This is a genomic window from Flavobacteriales bacterium, assembly GCA_020635855.1.
Classification (GTDB): domain Bacteria; phylum Bacteroidota; class Bacteroidia; order JACJYZ01; family JACJYZ01; genus JACJYZ01.
In genome coordinates, this window is record JACJYZ010000002.1 from 1,319,349 (window position 1) to 1,338,244 (window position 18,896).

Annotated in this window: 16 protein-coding genes; 11 read left to right on the forward strand and 5 right to left on the reverse strand. The window is 47.5% G+C overall.

What is annotated here, in order from left to right:
- Window positions 1–278: 278 nt before the first annotated feature.
- Entirely contained in the window at window positions 279–3,449 is a 3,171-nt protein-coding gene (locus H6585_05460; GenBank protein ID MCB9447777.1) for a T9SS type A sorting domain-containing protein, read from the reverse strand.
- A 558-nt stretch (window positions 3,450–4,007) separates the two neighbouring features.
- Here H6585_05460 and H6585_05465 point away from each other — a divergent pair.
- The 8 genes from H6585_05465 to H6585_05500 all read left to right on the forward strand — a co-directional run bounded on the left by H6585_05465 (window position 4,008) and on the right by H6585_05500 (window position 12,045).
- Window positions 4,008–4,610 (forward strand): response regulator, encoded by a 603-nt coding sequence (locus H6585_05465; protein ID MCB9447778.1) that lies wholly within the window; start codon window positions 4,008–4,010, stop codon window positions 4,608–4,610.
- A gap of 35 nt (window positions 4,611–4,645) precedes the next feature.
- Window positions 4,646–5,161: a response regulator transcription factor gene (locus H6585_05470; GenBank protein MCB9447779.1), complete on the forward strand. Its 516-nt coding sequence runs from the start codon at window positions 4,646–4,648 to the stop codon at window positions 5,159–5,161.
- A 20-nt stretch (window positions 5,162–5,181) separates the two neighbouring features.
- A complete protein-coding gene (locus H6585_05475) occupies window positions 5,182–5,739 on the forward strand; it encodes a response regulator (protein ID MCB9447780.1) in 558 nt (185 codons plus the stop codon).
- 136 nt (window positions 5,740–5,875) lie between these two features.
- Window positions 5,876–6,580: a response regulator transcription factor gene (locus tag H6585_05480; GenBank protein ID MCB9447781.1), complete on the forward strand. Its 705-nt coding sequence runs from the start codon at window positions 5,876–5,878 to the stop codon at window positions 6,578–6,580.
- A gap of 92 nt (window positions 6,581–6,672) precedes the next feature.
- Complete coding sequence (locus H6585_05485) at window positions 6,673–7,233, forward strand: DUF2378 family protein (GenBank protein MCB9447782.1); 561 nt, start codon at window positions 6,673–6,675, stop codon at window positions 7,231–7,233.
- Window positions 7,224–10,901 (forward strand): PAS domain S-box protein, encoded by a 3,678-nt coding sequence (locus tag H6585_05490; protein MCB9447783.1) that lies wholly within the window; start codon window positions 7,224–7,226, stop codon window positions 10,899–10,901. Before H6585_05485 ends, H6585_05490 begins: the two co-directional genes overlap by 10 nt.
- Window positions 10,902–10,913: 12 nt before the next feature.
- A complete protein-coding gene (locus tag H6585_05495) occupies window positions 10,914–11,273 on the forward strand; it encodes an Hpt domain-containing protein (protein ID MCB9447784.1) in 360 nt (119 codons plus the stop codon).
- A gap of 142 nt (window positions 11,274–11,415) precedes the next feature.
- Window positions 11,416–12,045 carry a hypothetical protein gene (locus H6585_05500; protein ID MCB9447785.1) on the forward strand — a complete coding sequence of 210 codons (630 nt, stop codon included), beginning with the start codon at window positions 11,416–11,418 and terminating at the stop codon, window positions 12,043–12,045.
- An 11-nt stretch (window positions 12,046–12,056) separates the two neighbouring features.
- On the opposite strand, the gene H6585_05505 is transcribed toward H6585_05500, so the two are convergent.
- The gene (locus H6585_05505; GenBank protein MCB9447786.1) at window positions 12,057–13,118 is read right to left on the reverse strand and encodes a DUF4407 domain-containing protein; all 1,062 of its coding nucleotides are present in this window, start codon (window positions 13,116–13,118) and stop codon (window positions 12,057–12,059) included.
- Window positions 13,119–13,375: 257 nt separating this feature from the next.
- Here H6585_05505 and H6585_05510 point away from each other — a divergent pair, with 257 nt between their 5' ends.
- On the forward strand, window positions 13,376–14,536 hold the full coding sequence (locus tag H6585_05510) for an SGNH/GDSL hydrolase family protein (protein ID MCB9447787.1): 1,161 nt from the start codon (window positions 13,376–13,378) through the stop codon (window positions 14,534–14,536).
- A gap of 38 nt (window positions 14,537–14,574) precedes the next feature.
- On the opposite strand, the gene mnmE is transcribed toward H6585_05510, so the two are convergent.
- Window positions 14,575–15,951, reverse strand: a complete 1,377-nt coding sequence (mnmE, locus tag H6585_05515) for a tRNA uridine-5-carboxymethylaminomethyl(34) synthesis GTPase MnmE (protein ID MCB9447788.1) — start codon at window positions 15,949–15,951, stop codon at window positions 14,575–14,577.
- A gap of 118 nt (window positions 15,952–16,069) precedes the next feature.
- Here mnmE and H6585_05520 point away from each other — a divergent pair, with 118 nt between their 5' ends.
- Both H6585_05520 and H6585_05525 read left to right on the forward strand, forming a co-directional pair.
- Window positions 16,070–16,630 carry a peptide deformylase gene (locus H6585_05520; GenBank protein ID MCB9447789.1) on the forward strand — a complete coding sequence of 187 codons (561 nt, stop codon included), beginning with the start codon at window positions 16,070–16,072 and terminating at the stop codon, window positions 16,628–16,630.
- Window positions 16,631–16,651: 21 nt separating this feature from the next.
- Window positions 16,652–17,233, forward strand: coding sequence for a tetratricopeptide repeat protein (locus H6585_05525; GenBank protein ID MCB9447790.1), 582 nt, complete (start codon window positions 16,652–16,654; stop codon window positions 17,231–17,233).
- On the opposite strand, the gene H6585_05530 is transcribed toward H6585_05525, so the two are convergent.
- Together H6585_05530 and folP are read right to left on the reverse strand one after the other, a co-directional pair.
- Window positions 17,213–18,010, reverse strand: a complete 798-nt coding sequence (locus H6585_05530) for a TIGR00159 family protein (protein ID MCB9447791.1) — start codon at window positions 18,008–18,010, stop codon at window positions 17,213–17,215. The genes H6585_05525 and H6585_05530 overlap by 21 nt on opposite strands.
- Window positions 18,007–18,774: a dihydropteroate synthase gene (gene folP / locus H6585_05535; protein ID MCB9447792.1), complete on the reverse strand. Its 768-nt coding sequence runs from the start codon at window positions 18,772–18,774 to the stop codon at window positions 18,007–18,009. Before folP ends, H6585_05530 begins: the two co-directional genes overlap by 4 nt.
- Between the last annotated feature and the right edge of the window lie 122 nt (window positions 18,775–18,896).

Here is an 18,896-nt window from a genome sequence, read left to right on the forward strand (position 1 = left end):
AGAAACCCGGCGTTTAAGACGGTGGTCATGCCTGCCTGCCATGACACTGGCCTGTGCATCGACAGGTAGGTTCTGAAGGCTCTGTCCGATTTTTTACCACCAGGTGCACAAGGTCGCCAAGAAAAGTTCCCACAACGAACCATTGCCTTAGAGCCTTTGTGGCATTCTTGCAATTCGGATGCTTTGCATGATTGATGCCCGGGGTAAAAAAACACCCTTGTGCCGGAGGGGGTACATCCGGACACAAGGGTGAATGTTGCGTGCGAAAGGATCGCTGCTTATCTCAAAACGATCTTGTCCGAAATCGTTCGATCAGATTGTTGAATAAACAATAAGTAGTATCCAGGGGGCAATCCAAGTGCATCCAGGTCAAGCGTAACCCTGGTCGGGTTGTTGGGCTCAACGCGGGTGACTACGGTGCCCGTAAGCGTTGTCAGATATACAGACTGCATGTCGCTACCCTTGATATGAACCACACCGTGGGTTGGGTTGGGGTATACCCGAAACATGCCGGTGGAGTTATTGTCATCTGTTCCGGTTACCGGTGGAGGGCATCCCACGCTGTCTGTTACTTCGGTTACGCATCCGTTTGCATCCGTAACAATGGCGGTGTACATTCCGGGAAGAAGTCCGGTTGCTACGCTTCCGTATTGGGTCGGATTTGTATTCCATTCGTAACTGTAAGCAGGTACTCCACCGGACATGTGTACTTCCAGTTCGCCGTCGCTGATATTGCAATCGCTGGCATCTTTGTGTGACACACTGTCGATAAGCAGGGCATCCGGTTCGCTGATGTAAATGTTCTCAATAACATTGGCACCGACCGCATCGGTGACGGTGACCACATAGTTTCCTGCACTCAGTCCTGATACCGATTGGGTAGACTCCCCATTGCTCCATTGGTATGAATAGGGTGCAGCTCCACCGTTTGCATTTACAGTGGCATTGCCATCGGATCCACCGTTGCATTTTACATCGGTTTGCTCATATGTTACGGCAAAAGGTGAAGCACATGAAAGTGTTTCAGAAACTTCAATGCTGCATCCGCTTGCATCCGTTACAACAACGGTGTATGTACCGGTGGTCAAACCTGTAGCTTTGGATGTGGTTTGTGCCGGAACGGTATTCCACAGGTAAGTATAGCCGGGTTTACCGCCTGATATGGCAATCTGGAGAGAGCCGTCGTTGGCATCGCAGGAAGAAACTTCATTACGGATCATGTCTTCCACAACAATGGCCGCTGGCTCATTTACATTGACCGTTTGGAGGTAGCCGCCGTATTTAGAGTCGGATACAGTTACCCTGTATGAGCCTGCCTTCAGTCCGGTAGCTGTGGCGGTGGTCTGGCCGTCTGTCCAGATGTACGTGTAGGGAGGGTACCCTCCGGTTACGTTTACACTTGCCGTGCCGTCGTTACTGCCATTGCACTTTGCATTGGTGTGGCTGTAGGTCAGGTCCACCGGTGGTGTGCAAGGAACACTGTCGGTGAATGACCGGGTACATCCGTTTGCATCTGTTACGACCAATGTGTAGGCGCCGGATCCCAAACCGGTTGCAGTTGCCGAGTTTTGTACCGGTGCGGTGTTCCACTCATAGCTATAAGGTGCAACGCCACCTGTGATGTTGGCCTGCATGGCGCCATCATTTGAAAGCCCGCAGTAGGTTACATCCGTTTTGTTGATATTGGTAACGGATATGGCCGTGGGTTCAGTAACGGTAATGGTAATGCTACTCACCAGACTTTTTGCGTCGGTAACGGTTACTGTATACTTGCCGGCTTTCAAGCCACTGATTGATGGGGTGGCCTGACCATTGTTCCATGAATACGTATAAGGAATGGTGCCGCCAGAGGCAATGACAGTAGCTGTTCCGTCGCTTCCACCATTACATTTAACGTTGGTGGTGTTTTCTTTTACCGAAAAAGGTTGTACCGGTGCATACTCGTATGCCCCCATGTCATATCCGCTTCCATAAGGGCGTTGTGTGCCGTCGAAGTCATTGGATACGTTCAGTGCTGGTACGCCTTTGTCAATACAAGGGCTTCCCGGTTGCAGGTGGAAGTTGCCACTGGCCTCATCTACGAACAAGGGATCAGTGGAAATGTTACCGCTTCCGGAAGGAGTAGAAAATTTATTTGCATAGAAATTGGTATAAGAGCAAGCGAATGACAATGCGTACGAACCGCCCTTCAGGCTGCCTGAATTGGCAACGATGCAACTGATCATCTGGTTGTTGGCATTTTGTCTTCCGCAATAGAACAGGTAATCGATGTTATTGAAGGTGCAGTATGCAAACGTATTGCTGTCTGCAATGGAAACCTGGTCGTAATCATCAAAATGAATGCCCAGGTATGCGGAATTGATGATGCAGTTCTCGAAGGTGTTGTGTCTTCCTGCATATTGTGCACCACCGTCTTCGGATGTATCCATGAAGCGGAAACCGGATTTGACATCATCGGCACGGCAATCAATGAAATGGTTGTAGCTGGCGCCGTCTCGCACCACAAATGCACGACCGGTAATGGCGTGGCATCCCTTGAAAGTGTTGAACTTGGCACCTCTGTGTCGAACATAGAAGTCTTCCGTCATGTTCACAGCGGTACAGTTCAGGAAGTAGTTGTTCTGGCAATCCCATTTGGCGCCGATGCCATGGCCATAGTGGGCCAAATCTCCGATGCGCTCAACGTAGCACGCTTCAATGGTGTTGTTGTTACCGTCAACAAGTAAGTAGTAGTCGGTGGCTGCGTTGTTGCCTGACCCGATTTCTCCTTCGTTGCAGTACACCTTGCAATTGAAAACCGTATTAAAATCTCCGTTGATGCTGAGGCCTTCTGCGGCCGAATTTACCACAATACAATTCCGAACGGTATTATAGCTGGACACGGCTGTGCTCCAGGAACCGAACTGGATCCCACGGCCGGAATAGGAATCATTAATATCGCCCGTGGATGTGGTGATTACATTATCCAGTGTGATGTGATGGGCTGTTCCCGAATTGACACCATATGAATAATTGGTAATCTGAAAATTCTTGATGACAATGTAGGAATGTCCACCGGCGAGATTCATTCCGATCTTGCCGTTTGCCCGGTTTCCTCCGTCGAGCAACGGCATGACGGATGCATCCAATGCATCACCCATGGAAAAGTTAAGATCCGGAGCATCTCCCGGTACATTGGTATAGCCCTCAAATGTGATCGGGCTGCCTGATGTTCCGTTCTGAATGAAACTGACATATTCCGCTCCGTAATTACCGGCCTTTACATAAACAATGTCACCCGGCCGTACCGGTGAATTGTATCCGGCGGCAAATGTGATGGTTCGCCACGCATTTCCCTCCGATAATCCTGAATTTGAATTACTCCCTGCGGTGTTTACATAATAAGTGGTAGACCAAGCATTACCCAACCATAGCAGAGAAGCTGCACTGAGAATCAACAGTTTTTTCATGGCCCTAGTTTTTAGTTGAACATAGCTAACATGTCCAGGCCAGGCATACGAATCCTGCTGTACCTCACATTGGCATACGCAACATAACGTATGGCAACATGCCGTACTTGTAATCACTACCTAAAAATCAATTGTAAAAGAAACCTAATTGTATAATCCCATGCCAAGACTGGACAGAAAATTATACGGGCTAATTTCAAAAGGGTTGCGCAATACATGTGATCCAATTATCGGGTTCATTTCCCCCTTAAAACCCTTGTCATTACAGGAAAACAAGATATAAATTTTCATCAATCTCACCAACAATAATTCAAAATACCCTGAAATTTTTTTTAACAGAATTAACCTACGGGCTTTGTTAAGGACACGATTGGGAACCTTAGTTTTATTGTTAATTAATTGTTCTTCAGTTTCTTGCAATATCCTTGCCTGCGGGGTTGGTGTTGTTCACAAGATGATTGAAGAATTTCACCATTTGATTTTTGCAGTTCACCCCTTCGGTGTGATCGGTGCCTAAACTTTGGCGTTGAATAGGATAGAATCAACAAGTCGTCCGAAATGAAAAAGCTAGAAAACATGACCGTTTACCTGGTTGATGACAACACCACCAACCTGGAAATCATCAAGCACAAACTAAGGGGTGAAGTGAAGTGCAAGGTGCGTACATTCAATACTGCAGAAGATTGTTTGAGAACAGTTGAATGGAAAGTGCCGGATCTGGTGTTGGCCGATTATAATCTGGATGCATGTTATTCACATAAAATGAATGGTGATCACATGCTGGTACAGATCAAATCCAAACATCCCAGCGTACCGGTTGTTATGTATTCTTCCATGAACAGCGTGGATCTGACTGTGAACTTGATGAAGCGGGGGGCGGTGGATTTTATACCTCGTGACGAAAGGTTTTTGAAACGGATTGGTGGGGTTGTTTCCAAACAAATGAACCAGGTTGTGGATGGTTATAAGGAGCAGAGGGCCAGGGCCGGGTTCATTGCCCTTCTAATCGTGTTGGTGGGAAGTGTGTTCGTTGTCAGCTATGCTTTTTCGGAGTTGCTGCCCTATTTTGTCGTAAGCGCACTCTTTCTGGGAATCGTATTTACCATGGTGATACCTTCCTTGGTGGATTCTTTCAAAAGAAAAAGATTTAAGGTTAAATAATCAGGAATAACAACTGTAGTGTCGACTCCAACCATATGCATACAAAAGACACATATAATGTATTTGTTGTCGATGATTCGGATGTGTACCGCACCATGCTGGTGCAAACCATGAAAAATACCCATGAAGAGGACGTACTGGACAACTGTCACTTCTATGCCTATTCATCCGGAGAAGAATGTTTGCAAAATCTACAGTTGAAACCAGATGTGCTTGTATTGGACTATCATCTGGACGGCAACGGTTATCGTTACAACATGGATGGGCTGAAACTCCTTAAATCCATGAAAAGTGAACTGCCCAAACTTGAAGTGATCATTGTGAGTTGCCAGCAGGATGTTGAGGTTGTCAGGGAATTTGTTGAAGCCGGTGCATCCAATTACATCAAGAAAAAAGGACCGGCCAGTGCAAGAAAAGTACAGAATTCGGTCCGCAAGGTAATTGTGGATAAAGAAAATTCGAAACGCAAAAAAAGACGAAACATGATGTATTATGCCGTGGTGTTGCTGGTCGTCTTTGCAATTGGTTTGATTTACACCATGGCTCATTAAGAAGGAACAGGAGGATCGTTATGGAAACCTTAGCAACAACAACCAACCAACCTTACCTCGGAGAGTTGACCTGGGATTCGGATGCGCAATACCGAATCTTTATTGTCGAAGACTCTTCTTCTGCGCGAACCCTCCTGGCTCATTATCTCCAGCGGCTGCCCAGATGTCAGGATCTTCAAAAACCAAAAATCGAGATCTACTCATTTGAAAGTGGCGAGGAGTGTCTGCAACACCTTGGTCTCAAACCGGACATTGTCATCCTGGATTATTTTCTGAATGATCAGAATCAGGAGGCAATGGACGGTTTGGCGTTGCTTCGCACGATCAGGCGAACGCTTCCCTCTACGGATGTGATCATGATGAGCAGCCAGCAGGAGGTAATGATTGTGGCTGAACTGTTTAATAATGGTATTACCGAATACGTGGCCAAGGAGCACGCATGCCATGTGAGGGTTGAGCAAGCCGTGCTCAGAATATTTAAGGAAAAAAAGCAAGCCGTCCGAAGAAGAAACAGGATGATGCTTGCAGGCGTTCTTTGTTTTATTGTTGGATTGGCATTGGGTGGCTGGTTGCTCTGAAAAAATACGGAGTAACAAATTGTTTGAAACCGCGTAACGCATGCGTCGTAAAATTAGCCGGGTAGGTTTTGATTATGTAATTTTATTCAAGTAATCCTTTCCTCCGGTTATTTTAAAGCAAAGCGGCGCTTGCACTATGCTCATTAAAACAGCCATACTGGATGATGATAAGGTATTTTGCGAAATCCTTACACATTACATCAGTAAAATAGAATTCCTTCATCTGGAAGGTACCTACCATGACGTTTTCTCGGCACTAAGTGACGATCGTGCATTCCAGCAACTGGATCTTTTGTTCCTGGATGTGGAAATGCCGGGAATGACCGGTGTTGAGTTACTCGCCTCATTCGATGATACCGCCCCTAAGGTGGTGATGATATCCGGAAAGCGCGAGTATGGAGTGGAGGCATTTGACTATGATGTGGTTGATTACCTTCAGAAACCGATCACCTTCTCGCGATTTGTAAAAGCAATTAAGAAGGTACAAAAGGTGATGGAGGAGAAACTGGATAAGGAACCAAATATATCCGCCAGTTTATTTATCAGGGTTGATGGGTTGTGGAAACGATTGGCATTCACTGAAATATGCCTGATCAAAAGCCATAATAACAGTGTAATCGTAAAGACCGAAGATGAATCGTTCGAAAGCCCCATGCGCTTGAAAGATATTGTTGATCGCTTACCGGAGGGCAAATTCATGCAGGTGCACAGATCCTATATTGTGAACCTTGAAAAGATAAGTAAAGTGGATGGTGAGATCATTGAGGTTGGAGAAAGAACTGTGCCGGTGAGCAGGACCTATATTCAGACACTGTACGATAGGTTGAATATAGATCGGTAATCAGTGAAATATTTGGGAGATTATGAATAAGAATTCAATAGCGTGCGTGAACCACGAAAAGCCATGCCTCAGATGGCAATGGCAGGAACAAGATGAGCACTAGCTACCGCAATAAGAATCCAATGATTAAAGGGATGTTCGTCAATAGCCATATCAATCTTTTAAGAGAGAAAAAAGGTGAAGATGCTATTGTACGCCTGGAGTCAGAATATGGTGATAAGCTTGAATTCAATGCTTTTGCTGACATCCCGATTGCCAGAGATAAGGCCATTCTTAGGCATGTACTCAAGGCCCTCAAAGATACCACCTCCGCGTCCGTAAAAACCGAAATGCTTAATACCGGGAGTCTTAGCTTCCGCGACTTTGTAACAACAGTCTACGGTAAAATGATTTTACACGTGTTGGATAAAGACTTTAAGGCGGCGGTTCTGGCATACCCCCACATTGCCGTACATATTTATAAGAACATTCATTTCTATGCGCAGGATTTAGGAGAAAAAGCGGTCCGCATTACCATTGAGAACAGTGGTTATGACATGGATCATTTTTACGGTTTTTTTACCGAGTGGATGGCATTTTGGGAATACACCGGTGAGGTGGAAGCTGTTTCTATCCGCGAAGGCATATACGAATATACCATGAGATGGCAGTAAAACACGTACATAGTGAACTGGATGCATACAAGGACTTGGTCCAAGCCAAACTGGCCGACCTGGTTCCTGTATTCGCCCGTGCCATGATCGGTGACTTTTCCAAGGATGTCCCCTATGCAGGCTCCGAAGATGAATTCTCCGAACTGTACGTGGGTGTCCAGATTATGCTGGACGTAATCCGCGATAAACTGGGAAAACTTGGGAAATGGAATGATGAACTTGCAGAGATTGTCAAGGAAAAAACAAAAGCTTTCGAGGAAGCCCAGTACCTGGCTCACATAGGTAGCTGGGAGTGTGAGGTTGCTCCCGGACTTTTATCCCTTTCAAATGAGATGTGCCGTATATATGGACTCCCGCAGTCTTTGGAATCCATTCGATACGCCGATTTCCTGGTATACATTCATCCGGATGACCGGGAGTACGTTGAATCAACCGTTTCAGATGCATACAAAACCGGTGAGCCATTTATTATTCAGTATCGCATCCTTCGTGCAGATGGTGAAATGAGAATTCTTGAGGGAAGGGGAAAAGTATTGCTGGATAAGCACGATCAACCAGTGAGGATGCTGGGGACAGCCCAGGATGTAACAGAGTTGAAGCGTGCCGAAGCGGAGTTGCTCCGGGCTAAAAATGAGCTCGAATTAAAAGTGGAGGAACGCACCAAGAAACTGAAAAGCACCCTGGAAGACCTTCGGCGGGAAATGGGAAGAAAAGAGGAGGCGAAGGCCAAGGTTACCGAGTTGGCGGCAATCGTGCAGGGAACCACTGATGCTGTTTTGGGAAAAACCCTGGATGGATACATCACTTCCTGGAACAAAGGCGCACAGAAATTATACGGTTACTCTGCAAGAGAAGCGGTTGGGCAGCATATCTCTTTGATCGTTCCAAAAAACAAAAGGAAGGAGTTGGATGGTATTATGGAACGTCTGAGCGACGGCAAAGGAATACAACGCCTGGAAACAGTCAGAAGAAACAAAGCAGGCAACAATGTACATGTAAGCCTTACCATATCTCCTATCCAGAATGCTAGCGGTGAAATTATCGGTGCATCAAGTATTGCCAAAGATATCACCAAGCAGGTGGCTGCCCAGGAAAAGATGAGGCAAAGCCGTAAGATGTTGAATAATTTCATGAATGCGGCAAAGGATACGTTCGTCATTTTTGACGCCAACATGAAGGTGCTTGATATCAACAAGGCCGGTACCAAGCTCATGGGGCGTAGAACCAAAAAAGATCTTGTTGGTCGTCACCTGACAGAATTGTTCCCCCTGTCTGCCAAGTCGCAGAAGCGCATGTACCAAAAAACCCTGGAGACCGGAAGAAGCAAAAGCTTTGAGGACTTTGTCGCCCACCCGGCTTTCGGTGAAAGGTATTTTTCTATGGAGGTATTCAGGCTGGAAAGTGGCATTGGATTGATCGCTAGGGATATCACGGAACATAAACTGAATGAACAGGCGCTCAACGAAAGCGAAAAGAAGTACCGTACCCTGGTTGAAACCATGAATGAGGGTGTACTCGTGGTGAACAACCGTGACGAGGTTGAATTCGTGAACAGTACTTTTTGTCAGCAAACTGGCTATTCCCAGGAAGAGTTGATGGGGCGGAAGGCAACCGAAGTTCTACTGGATAAAGATCAGCAGGAACGCATGGCCAGAATTGTTGAAAGTCGTATGAGAGGCGAATCCAGCCAGTATGAGTTGGAACTGACAACCAAATCGGGTCAGAAACTATGGATGCTCGTGAATGGTTCACCGGTTTACGATAACTCCAACCGGGTGGTGGGATCGGTTGGTTTGCATACAAACATTACACAACGCAAACAACATGAAGCGGAACTGGACGCATTGGCAAAATTTCCAGCTGAAAGTCCCAGTCCAGTCATGCGATTTTCCATGCATGGCCAGGCCCTCATTTATGTGAACAGGGCTGCGGTGCACCTGGTTCAGGCGCTTGACAGCGATGAGGAACTGCACCATCACTGGATGGAATTGGTCACCAGGGTATACCGGGAGAATAAGGTCATGAAGGAAGAGATAGATATCGCTGGCCGGACTTATCTGTTCACCATTGTACCTATTCATCAAGGACATTATATCAACCTTTACGGAACGGATGTTACCGCCGCAAAAAAAGCCGAGGAGGAAGTTAAACGACTTTTGTTCGTGTTGTCTCAGACAGATAACTCCATTCTTATCGCGAATCATCAGGGAGAAATTCAATGGGTGAACGCTGCTTTTCAGCGCATCAGTGGCTATTCTCTGGATGATGTGAAGGGCACCCATGGCGAAGTACTTCGCCACGGCAAATATACCGGCCTTGATCCCCAGCATCCTTACTTCAAGCGCATGCAGGAGACAAGGCATTCTGTTTCCTATGAGTCTAAAAATTATGCAAAGTCGGGTCGGGAGTTCTGGTCGCTGACAACCCTCACGCCGGTTCTGAACGAGAACGGTGAGATTGAAGGAATCGTGGCCATGGATTCGGATGTTACCGAAAAGAAGAAAGCGGAAAAGGATATCATCAAATCCAGAAAGATTGCTGAAAGTTCAGTGAAAGCAAGGGAGTTGTTCATGGCAAACATGAGCCACGAGATACGAACTCCTATGAATGCCATCATGGGAATTATTCAGCTGCTGCGTGAAACACATACCACCGAGCAACAGGAGAAGTATCTCAAGTCAATGGAATTTGCCAGTGAGAATTTGCTCCGTATCATCGACGATGTGCTGGACCTTTCCAAGATTGAATCTGGAAAACTCAGCATTGAAAAGCTTGAGTTTAACATCGGTGAAATGGTGAAGGATCTTATTAATACCATTTCTTATCGGGCCAATGAGCAGAATATCGATCTGAAACTGGTGATGGGGTTGGATATCCCGGATGTGATCTTGGGTGATCCGGTCCGCATCAATCAGATTCTCATGAACCTGATCAGCAATTCTATCAAATTTACGCACGAGGGTTCGGTGAAGTTGAGCGTTGACCTCAAGGAAGCAGGAAAAGACAGGTGCGTGCTCCGGTTTACTGTGAAAGATACAGGCATCGGAATTCCAAAAGATAAGCAGGAGCAAATCTTTGAGGAGTTTGAACAGGCCCACAAGGGAAATACCCGGAAATATGGTGGAACCGGCTTGGGATTATCCATCGTCAAACGCCTCACAAAATTGATGGATGGCACATTAAAGATGCGAAGTAAGGAGGGAAAAGGAACAACCTTTATCATCGATTTGCCATTGGAAATCGCTCACAGCAGAACTCCAAACAGCAAAGTTGTGGAAGGGGTTGAGGATTTGCGCGAGAAACTTGTCAATAAGTCGGTCTTGTTGGTGGAAGATAACAAACTCAATCAGATGGTGGCTTCAGACTTCCTGGGTTCGATGGGGATGAATGTGCAGATCGCCAATGATGGAATGGAAGCCTTGGATAAGATCAGAAACGGAGTCTTTGATGTGGTGCTTATGGATATTCAGATGCCAGGTATGGATGGGTATAAGACCACCAGGGCCATCCGCCACGAATTGAAAAGTAAGGTGCCCATTATCGCTATGACAGCGCATGCTATCAACGGAGAAGAGCGCAAGTGCAAAGCTGTGGGCATGAACGATTATATCAGCAAGCCCCTGAAGAAAATTACCCTATATAAGAAGATTGCCAACCTTGTAATTTAAAATGAGTAAAGTATGAGCCTGGATGTACAAAAGTTAAAGAAGTACCTCGATTGTGATGATGCCTTTGTAGCAAAGGTGATCGATCATTTTATCTCTGAGTCGCGAACCATTGTCCGTCAGATTGAAAAGCGACTTGATGATAAGGATGTCGAGGGGATACGGAGTTCAGCACACAAGATACTGAGCTCAACGCGTATCATGGGGATTGATAACATTTCCCGTTTGTTCGAACACATTGAGATCGGTGCAAAAAAAGGCCGATCAATCGAAGAACTGCGACCGGAAATTGAGGAAGCTGCAAAAGCCTGGCAGCAAACCGTGCAGGAGATGGAGCTCATCAAAGACCGCTTGAGCCAAAATCCCGACGCATAGTGATCCCAGGGGGTGTGATGAGCCCCCTTTTCTTCTTCCGTCCGTTCGTCCTCCTTTGTTGCATTTTTGTATATTGGGATTAGGAACCTTGTCCTTTGGGCATTTGGAATTTGCCTATTTATTCACCTCCAAAATGCAACACATGAAATATTTACGACACCTCCCGTATCTTTTCTTTGTATGTCTTCTTGTTACAATCGCCGGTTGTAGTGAAGAACCTGATGAAAGCCAATGCTCCAAAGAAGTGGAGTTGCTTAAGAAGGAATTGGAGCTCACAAAACGTGAACTTGCCATGAAAGAAGAGGAGCTGGAGAAGAAATCGAAACGCGGGGGACGTAGGGGAGGATCTGCTTCTGATGTCGGCGGTAGCCGTTCGTCCAGTGGGTCGGATGCAGGCGAGGCATCTTCCTCCTCCAAAAAAAGCAGTGCTTCGGATGCGGAAACAATAGCAGCCAAACAAAAAGACCCTAAGTGGGTGGTGTCACAAGTTTTTGCAGCGGCTAAAACCGGTAACTACGGTGTGTTGTCGGGTTTGTGTGATCCCACGGGGCACGGAGATGCTGAAACCAAAAGCTTTTGTGGAGTGGCTACTGCGTCGGGAAGCGCTAAACAGGCCTTCAAAGCCGAGTTCAGATACGGACAGGTGGTAGGTAAACCCGTTATTCGGGGTAACGAAGCAAGCATCCAGGTGATGTGCGGCCCCCAAGGCCGTACGCCCAAAACTTTCAAGCTGGTGAACAGAAGCGGTAAGTGGTATTTAAGCAGCTACTGATTCATCCGACCTCATATGCCCGCAGGTTGCGAGAGATGCGGGTAGCCCTCCAGACGTACACCGTAGTTGGCTAGCCGCTGCTGCATGTCGTAATCCAGCTTGGTAATCTTTTCAATGCGGAAGTTGACATAGGCGTGTTCGTGAGCCTCCAGCAGTTCGTCATACGGTCCTCTGGGGGCCATGAGTTTAACCAGAACAGGGGCCGTTTCAATCATCAGGAACAACAACATCAGGAACAGCCCGGCAATGGAAATGGCTGGGTTCTCTTCCGCCAGTGTTCCCAAGGCTACCAACCGTTTGTCAAATCCATCATAAGCTTCCCGGTGTATGTTCTGCCGCAGGCTATCTACCTGCAGACTCAAGGTGCTGTGTTGGTTTTTTAGATCAGCTATCAGGGGCAGGTTTTGCCCCGAGATGGCATCCAGTTCCTTTTGAGCTTTATCTGCATCCGCTTTCTTTAGTGCATAGATCTTTGCCAGTCCTCGGTGTTCGGAGCCACCTGTTCCGTCCGCTTCTTTTCGCGCTTCCTGATCCAGGTTGTCACGTTTGGCTGCAGCTGAGTCGATCTGGCTTTGTAGCCTGGTTGTTTCAGTCTCCATGGCAAGAAAGTCACCCGCGAATCGGGTGAAAAGCGCATCTTCCTGTTTCTTGATGTCCTGGTGTTTCATGACCTCCATCTCATAACCTATGGAAGTATGAAAGATTTGAAGTTCGAGGGGTTTTGCAATCACCAGTGCAATCATAACGGCCAAGAGTAACCGTGGAATGGCCAGCCGCACTTCCTTCCATGCTTTTCCACTTTTTTTCGTGCTGGACACGATGAAGCGATCCAGGTTGAAAATCATCATGCCCCATACCACACCGAACAGCAGGGCAGCAAAAAGGCGGATGGCCGGATGTACATCGTTGAATACGAAGTACAGGGCATATCCGCCTGATAGGGTTGCAAAGAGGCCGGTGAAAAACACCGTGGCCCCGATGCCGAAATATTTATTGTGCTCGGAAGGCGCCTTGCTCAATAGGTTAGGAGTAGCACCCGAACACCACCAGAAGAACCGTTTGATCTTTTCCATGAAACAAGAACGTGGGTGTGAGATGGTTTATGACATATGTCGTTTAAAGATGGTCGGAAGTGACATTTTGTTGCACACCCCGGTTCAAGCAGGTGAAATATGTTGCATGAAAAGGATATCCTGTAGTTTCGTTTTAGATTTACATACTTTGAATACCTGTCAGTCAACGTTCAATTTTGGATAGGTGTTTCCAAAACCGAAATGCGGTGCGTAAAAGGACCATTCAACATATTCTTTTATCTCTCTTTGGCATATCCGTGGCTTTGCTCACCGGAGAGGTCATCATGTTGTTGATTACGCATACCGATAAAGACGGGAATGTTTGGTTTCATTCGAGGATGCTGAAACCCTACCACCTGCCGGTAACAGAAATACAGGCAAACATAGATGGGTATTTGTCGCATTCCAATACGCTTCGGGTATTTGATGCTTCCCTGGGGTGGACCAACAGGCCCAATGCAACCACGGGAATATATAGCCATGATGATAGAGGCATACGGGTAGAAAATGCCGATAACAGTTCGAAGATGTCAGTGCCGGATGTTTTGCGAATTGCGCTTTTCGGGGATTCATTTATATATGGAGAAGAAGTTCCGTTCGAGAATACCATCGGGTTTTATGTAGGTAAGCTGCTTGCAGATCACAATCTGAAAGTGGAAGTGATGAATTTCGGTGTGCCTGCATATGGAATGGATCAGGCCTATCTGCGTTGGCTGAAGGAGGCTCGCAGGTTTGCCCCGGACGTGGTTATATTAGGCTTTCAGCCGGAGAATGTGAAGAGAAATGTGAACCTCGTGCGGGCCCTTTATCTTCCCGGTGATGCATATCCGTTTCTGAAACCCAGGTTTGTTTTGGAACATGATACCCTGGCTTTAAAAAATTATCCGGTTCCCATACCGGATTCTACAGCGGCCATCATCGAGCATATGATCGGGTGGCGCTTCAGAAACTATGAGACTTTTTACAAGCCCGAAGATTATGAAAAAACCTTTTGGCTGCGCAGCAGATTGGTCGCGTATGCATTCAGTTTTTGGGAGGAAAACAGGTTCAATATATACGAGAATGAAAGACGATTTTATGCGCCGGATCTTGAACCGGTGACATTGACATTGAAAATTGTTGAAGCATTCAAACGAGATGTTCAGGAGAAAGGAGGCGCGTTTTTTCTTGTGCACCTCCCCAGGAAAGCAGATGTAAAGGCGCTTATGAACAAGGAGAAGTTATCCTACGACAACCTGCTGGCGAAATTGGATGCAGAGAATGCGTTGATACATCCCGAAAGGAAACTATTGGAATTTGCCGGAACGGTTTGCCTGGATAGTCTTTTTGCGCCCGAACAACACTATTCAGGGCACGGTAATTATCTCGTGGCTGAGGAAATTGTGGATGCAATTGGCCAGCAATACCTTGTAAAATAAACGGGTGTTTTTGTTTCATTCCTGGTAGGAAGGGTGACTTACTTTCCGATGCAGAACTTTGAGAAAATATTTCCCAGCAGGTCTTCGGTTGTGATGGCTCCGGTGATGGAACCCAGGTGATGCAGTGCCGTGCGGATATCTGCTGCCAGTAGTTCGCTGGTAAGTCCGGTATCCATGCCATCCAGCACGCGTGTTACTGCTTCGGCTGTCTTCCTGAGCGCGTCTACGTGCCTCATGTTGCTGACCAATGTGGTGTGTTCATCGGGCAGCAGTGCCTGTGCAAATGATTCCATATACTTCATTAAATCGGTTATGCCTTCGCCATCCTGTGCAGACACAACGATGCAGTCGGATCTTTCCGCGGTGATTTCTATTGCATGGCTTGCATCACACAGGTCGGCCTTGTTGGCAATTAATACGAGTTGTGCGTCTCCGTTCTGAAGGGCGGGTTGAGAAGATTGGAGGGAACTTATTTCCTGCTCAAGGGTTGTCCGGTCGGTTTGCGAAAGATCAAATACATATAACACCATTGCACTTTGGGCAATCCGTTTCATGGCTCTCTCCACGCCGATTCGCTCTATTTTGTCCGTGGTCTCACGCAGCCCTGCCGTATCCATCAGGCGGAATACCGAACCTCCAATGATCCATTTTTCTTCAATAATGTCGCGGGTCGTACCAGGAATATCGCTCACAATCGCACGCTCTTCTTTGAGCAATGCATTCAGCAGGGTGGATTTGCCGGCATTGGGTTTACCCGCAATGACCACAGGGATGCCCTCCCGGATGGCGTTCCCTTGCCGGAATGATGCTGCCAGGCCGGTGCATTTTTCAAGAATGGCTTCCAATAACTGCCTTAATCCGGGCCTGTCGGCGAATTCTACATCTTCTTCACTGAAGTCGAGTTCGAGTTCGATCAACGAGGCAAAATTCATCAGTTGCTCACGCAATGAATCAATCTCCTTTTTAAAACCACCCCGCATCTGGTGCATTGCCATGCGGTGTGCGGCGGATGATTCTGCTGCGATCAGGTCGGCCACCGCTTCTGCCTGGGACAGATCCATCTTGCCGTTAAGAAACGCCCGCTGTGTGAATTCACCAGGGGTGGCCATGCGTGCTCCCAGCGACAGCAACCGGTCCAGAACACTTTGCCGGATGTAAGGTGAACCATGAATGGATATCTCCACTACATCTTCACCGGTATAGGAGGCGGGCGCCCGAAAGCATGTGATCAGAGCTTCATCCAGTATGCCCGTTTCGTCCACCAGCGGCAGGAAATAGGACGTGCGGGCTTTCCATTCACTTTTTTTCGCTGTGAGTTTGGCTGCCATCTCCCATGCTTTTGGGCCGGAGATCCGCAATACAGATATGGCGGATGCTGCAGAACCTGTGATGGGTGCTATGATGGTGTCGTTCATCCGGCAAAGGTAAGGTTGATGTGGTTTGTTTGTTCGATCCTCAATAAACTTCGCGGGAGCAGGCCTTACAAAATTTATCTGCGGAATGAAATGCGGCAAATTTCTACCTTTGCTTCTTATGATACTACCCATTGTTGCATACGGAGACCCCGTGCTGAAGAAAAGAGCCTCTGAAGTTGGCGCCATGACTCCTGAACTGGAAAAGCTGATTGAGAATATGTGGGAAACCATGTATGAAGCCGCTGGTGTGGGTCTGGCTGCACCACAGATCGGTCAGTCCGTGCGGTTGTTTGTGGTGGATGCTTCTCCGTTTGAGGAAGACGAACCACAGTTGGCGGATTTCAAGAAGATATTCATTAATCCGATCATTGTGGAAGAGGAAGGAAACGAATGGAAGTTCAATGAAGGATGCTTGTCCATACCCACCATTCGGGAAGATGTTGAACGCAAGCCCACCGTACGCATCACCTATCTGGATGAGAAGTTTCAGTCCCATGAGGAAACCTATGAGGGAATTGCGGCACGCATTATTCAGCATGAATATGATCACCTGGAAGGCGTTCTGTTCACGGACCGCATCAGCCCGCTTAAACGAAAGCTTCTGAAAAGGAAACTCAGTGAAATTGCAGCGGGTAATGTGGATGTGAAATATAAAATGCGCTTTCCCGTTCGTCGATAAGTTCAATTTATTTCAGAACACATGAGAACCATCATCTACCCTGTAGCCATTCTTGCAATTGCTGCATCAGCATCATTTCTGACTTCCTGTTCATCAGGCTGCGATAACTCTGAAGAGAAGGAGCGGGTGGCCAGGCTTGAACAATATGTTTACCAAAGCGATAACTCGGTGTTCCCTGCGGATTCAGCAAAGAAACTCGTGGAAGCTTACCAGGCCTGTGTGAACAAATGCCCCGCTGATACGATGGCGGGTGAGTATCTGTTTAAAGCCGGCGAAGTGGCGGTTACACTCCAGGAGCCCGATACAGCCGTGAAGATTTATCACCGCCTTTATACCGAGTTCCGGAATCATCAGAAGGGCCCCATGGGACTTTTCCTGGAAGCTTTCACCTACGATAATCAGCTGCACGACTTTGAAAAGGCCCGCGCTTTATATGAACAATTCATCAAAGAATTCCCCGACCACGAGTTTGCCGATGATGCACAGGGAAGTTTGGATAACCTGGGTATTCCGGTGGAAGAGTTGATTAAGAAGTGGGAGCAGCAGGACAGCGCTAAATCCAACGGGGAAGGCGGAGTCGACTCATCTAAAGTCGGCATCTAAACGAAGTTTCATATCCTCTATCGTCAGGTTCGTGAAGATTTCTCCTTCGCGGGCATAAGCCATCTCTCCCGTTTGTTCGGAAACAATAATCGCAATGGCATCGGATTGTTCGGTGATGCCAACGGCAGCCCTGTGTCGCATGCCCAGATGAACAGGGAAATCTGTGTTCTCGGTAACCGGTAATACACATCTGGCCGCCATGATACGGTTGTGAGATATGATCACCGCCCCGTCATGCAGTGGGTTGTTCTTGTAAAAGATGGATTCCAGTAGGATGGGTGACACATCCGAATGGATCATTTCGCCGGTATTCAGGTAAAATTTAAGTTCCGATTTACGCGTCAGCACGATGATAGCGCCCGTGAGGGATTGGGACATGCTCCGGCAAGCGTCAAGCAAAGGTTTGCTGTCCAGCGATGAGCCGGTTTGCCGGTTCTTGATGAAGGGGATCAGCAGTTTGAATAACACGTTGCGCTGATAGAAACCGCGGCTTCCTATGAACAACAGGAAGCGGCGGATCTCTTGCTGGAAAACCACAATCAGTGCAATCACACCCACGCCGATGAATTCCCCCAGGATCTTACTGAGTAGTTTCATTTGCGCAGCATCCACAATGGTCCACAACAACACTACGGCCAGAATACCCGCGAAAATGTTAATGGCTACGGTGCCCTTTACCAGGTTGTACAGGAGGTACAACAAAAAAGCCACCAGCAGGATGTCAAGTGCGTCCAGGAAACGGAAGTGTATGAAAAGGGGCGTCAGAAATTGTGTCATATGCAAGCCTCCGTGATCTTGATTGCTTCCACGGCCGGCTTCACATCATGCACCCTGAGTATGGATGCGCCCTGCTGCAATGCGACTACATGGAGGGCCGTGGTGCCGTTCAAGGCATGATCGGTGTCGGTGTTCAACAGGCGTGCAATGCTTGATTTCCTTGAAATGCCAATCATGATAGGTCGTTCGAAGCAACGAAAATAGGACAAATTTCGAATGAGCTCAAAATTGTGGGCGGGCGTTTTCCCGAATCCGAACCCCGGGTCCAGGATCAGGTCATTTGCTCCGGCGGCCTGAAAGGTTCGGATGCGTTCATCGAAAAAAGATGCAATCTCTGAAAGTAGATGTTTATATGAAGGGGCCCGCTGCATGTTTTCAGGCTCTCCCTGCATGTGCATAAGGATGTAGGGTACCTGTAGTTCGCCGATCACCGTTGCCATGTGCGGGTCGAAGTGCCCTGCGTAGATGTCGTTAACCATCGAGGCACCGGCATTGACAGCCTCGCGAACCACCTTGCTTCTTGCCGTGTCAACGGAAAGGGTTGTGCCGGGAAAGCGTTCATGCAATTCTTTGATAGCGGGTATCAGGCGATCTATTTCTTCCTGTTCCGATCCCATGGTTGCCCCGGGCCTGGAGGAGAATACACCCAGGTCAAGGACGTCCGCACCTTCTGCGATCATTTGTGCGGCCCGGTCACCGATGCCATTCATTCCAACCCTCGATCCATCATAAAACGAATCGTCGTTGAGGTTGAGGATGCCCATCACCAGCGGGGACTTTAACAAGGCGATCCCGTTGTTGATGCGGATTGTCCGGTTTTGGGAAAAAACCGTAACTTTCCGCTTTGTAAGATCGTAGTTCACAGCCAGTTTCGTTTATTTGATTA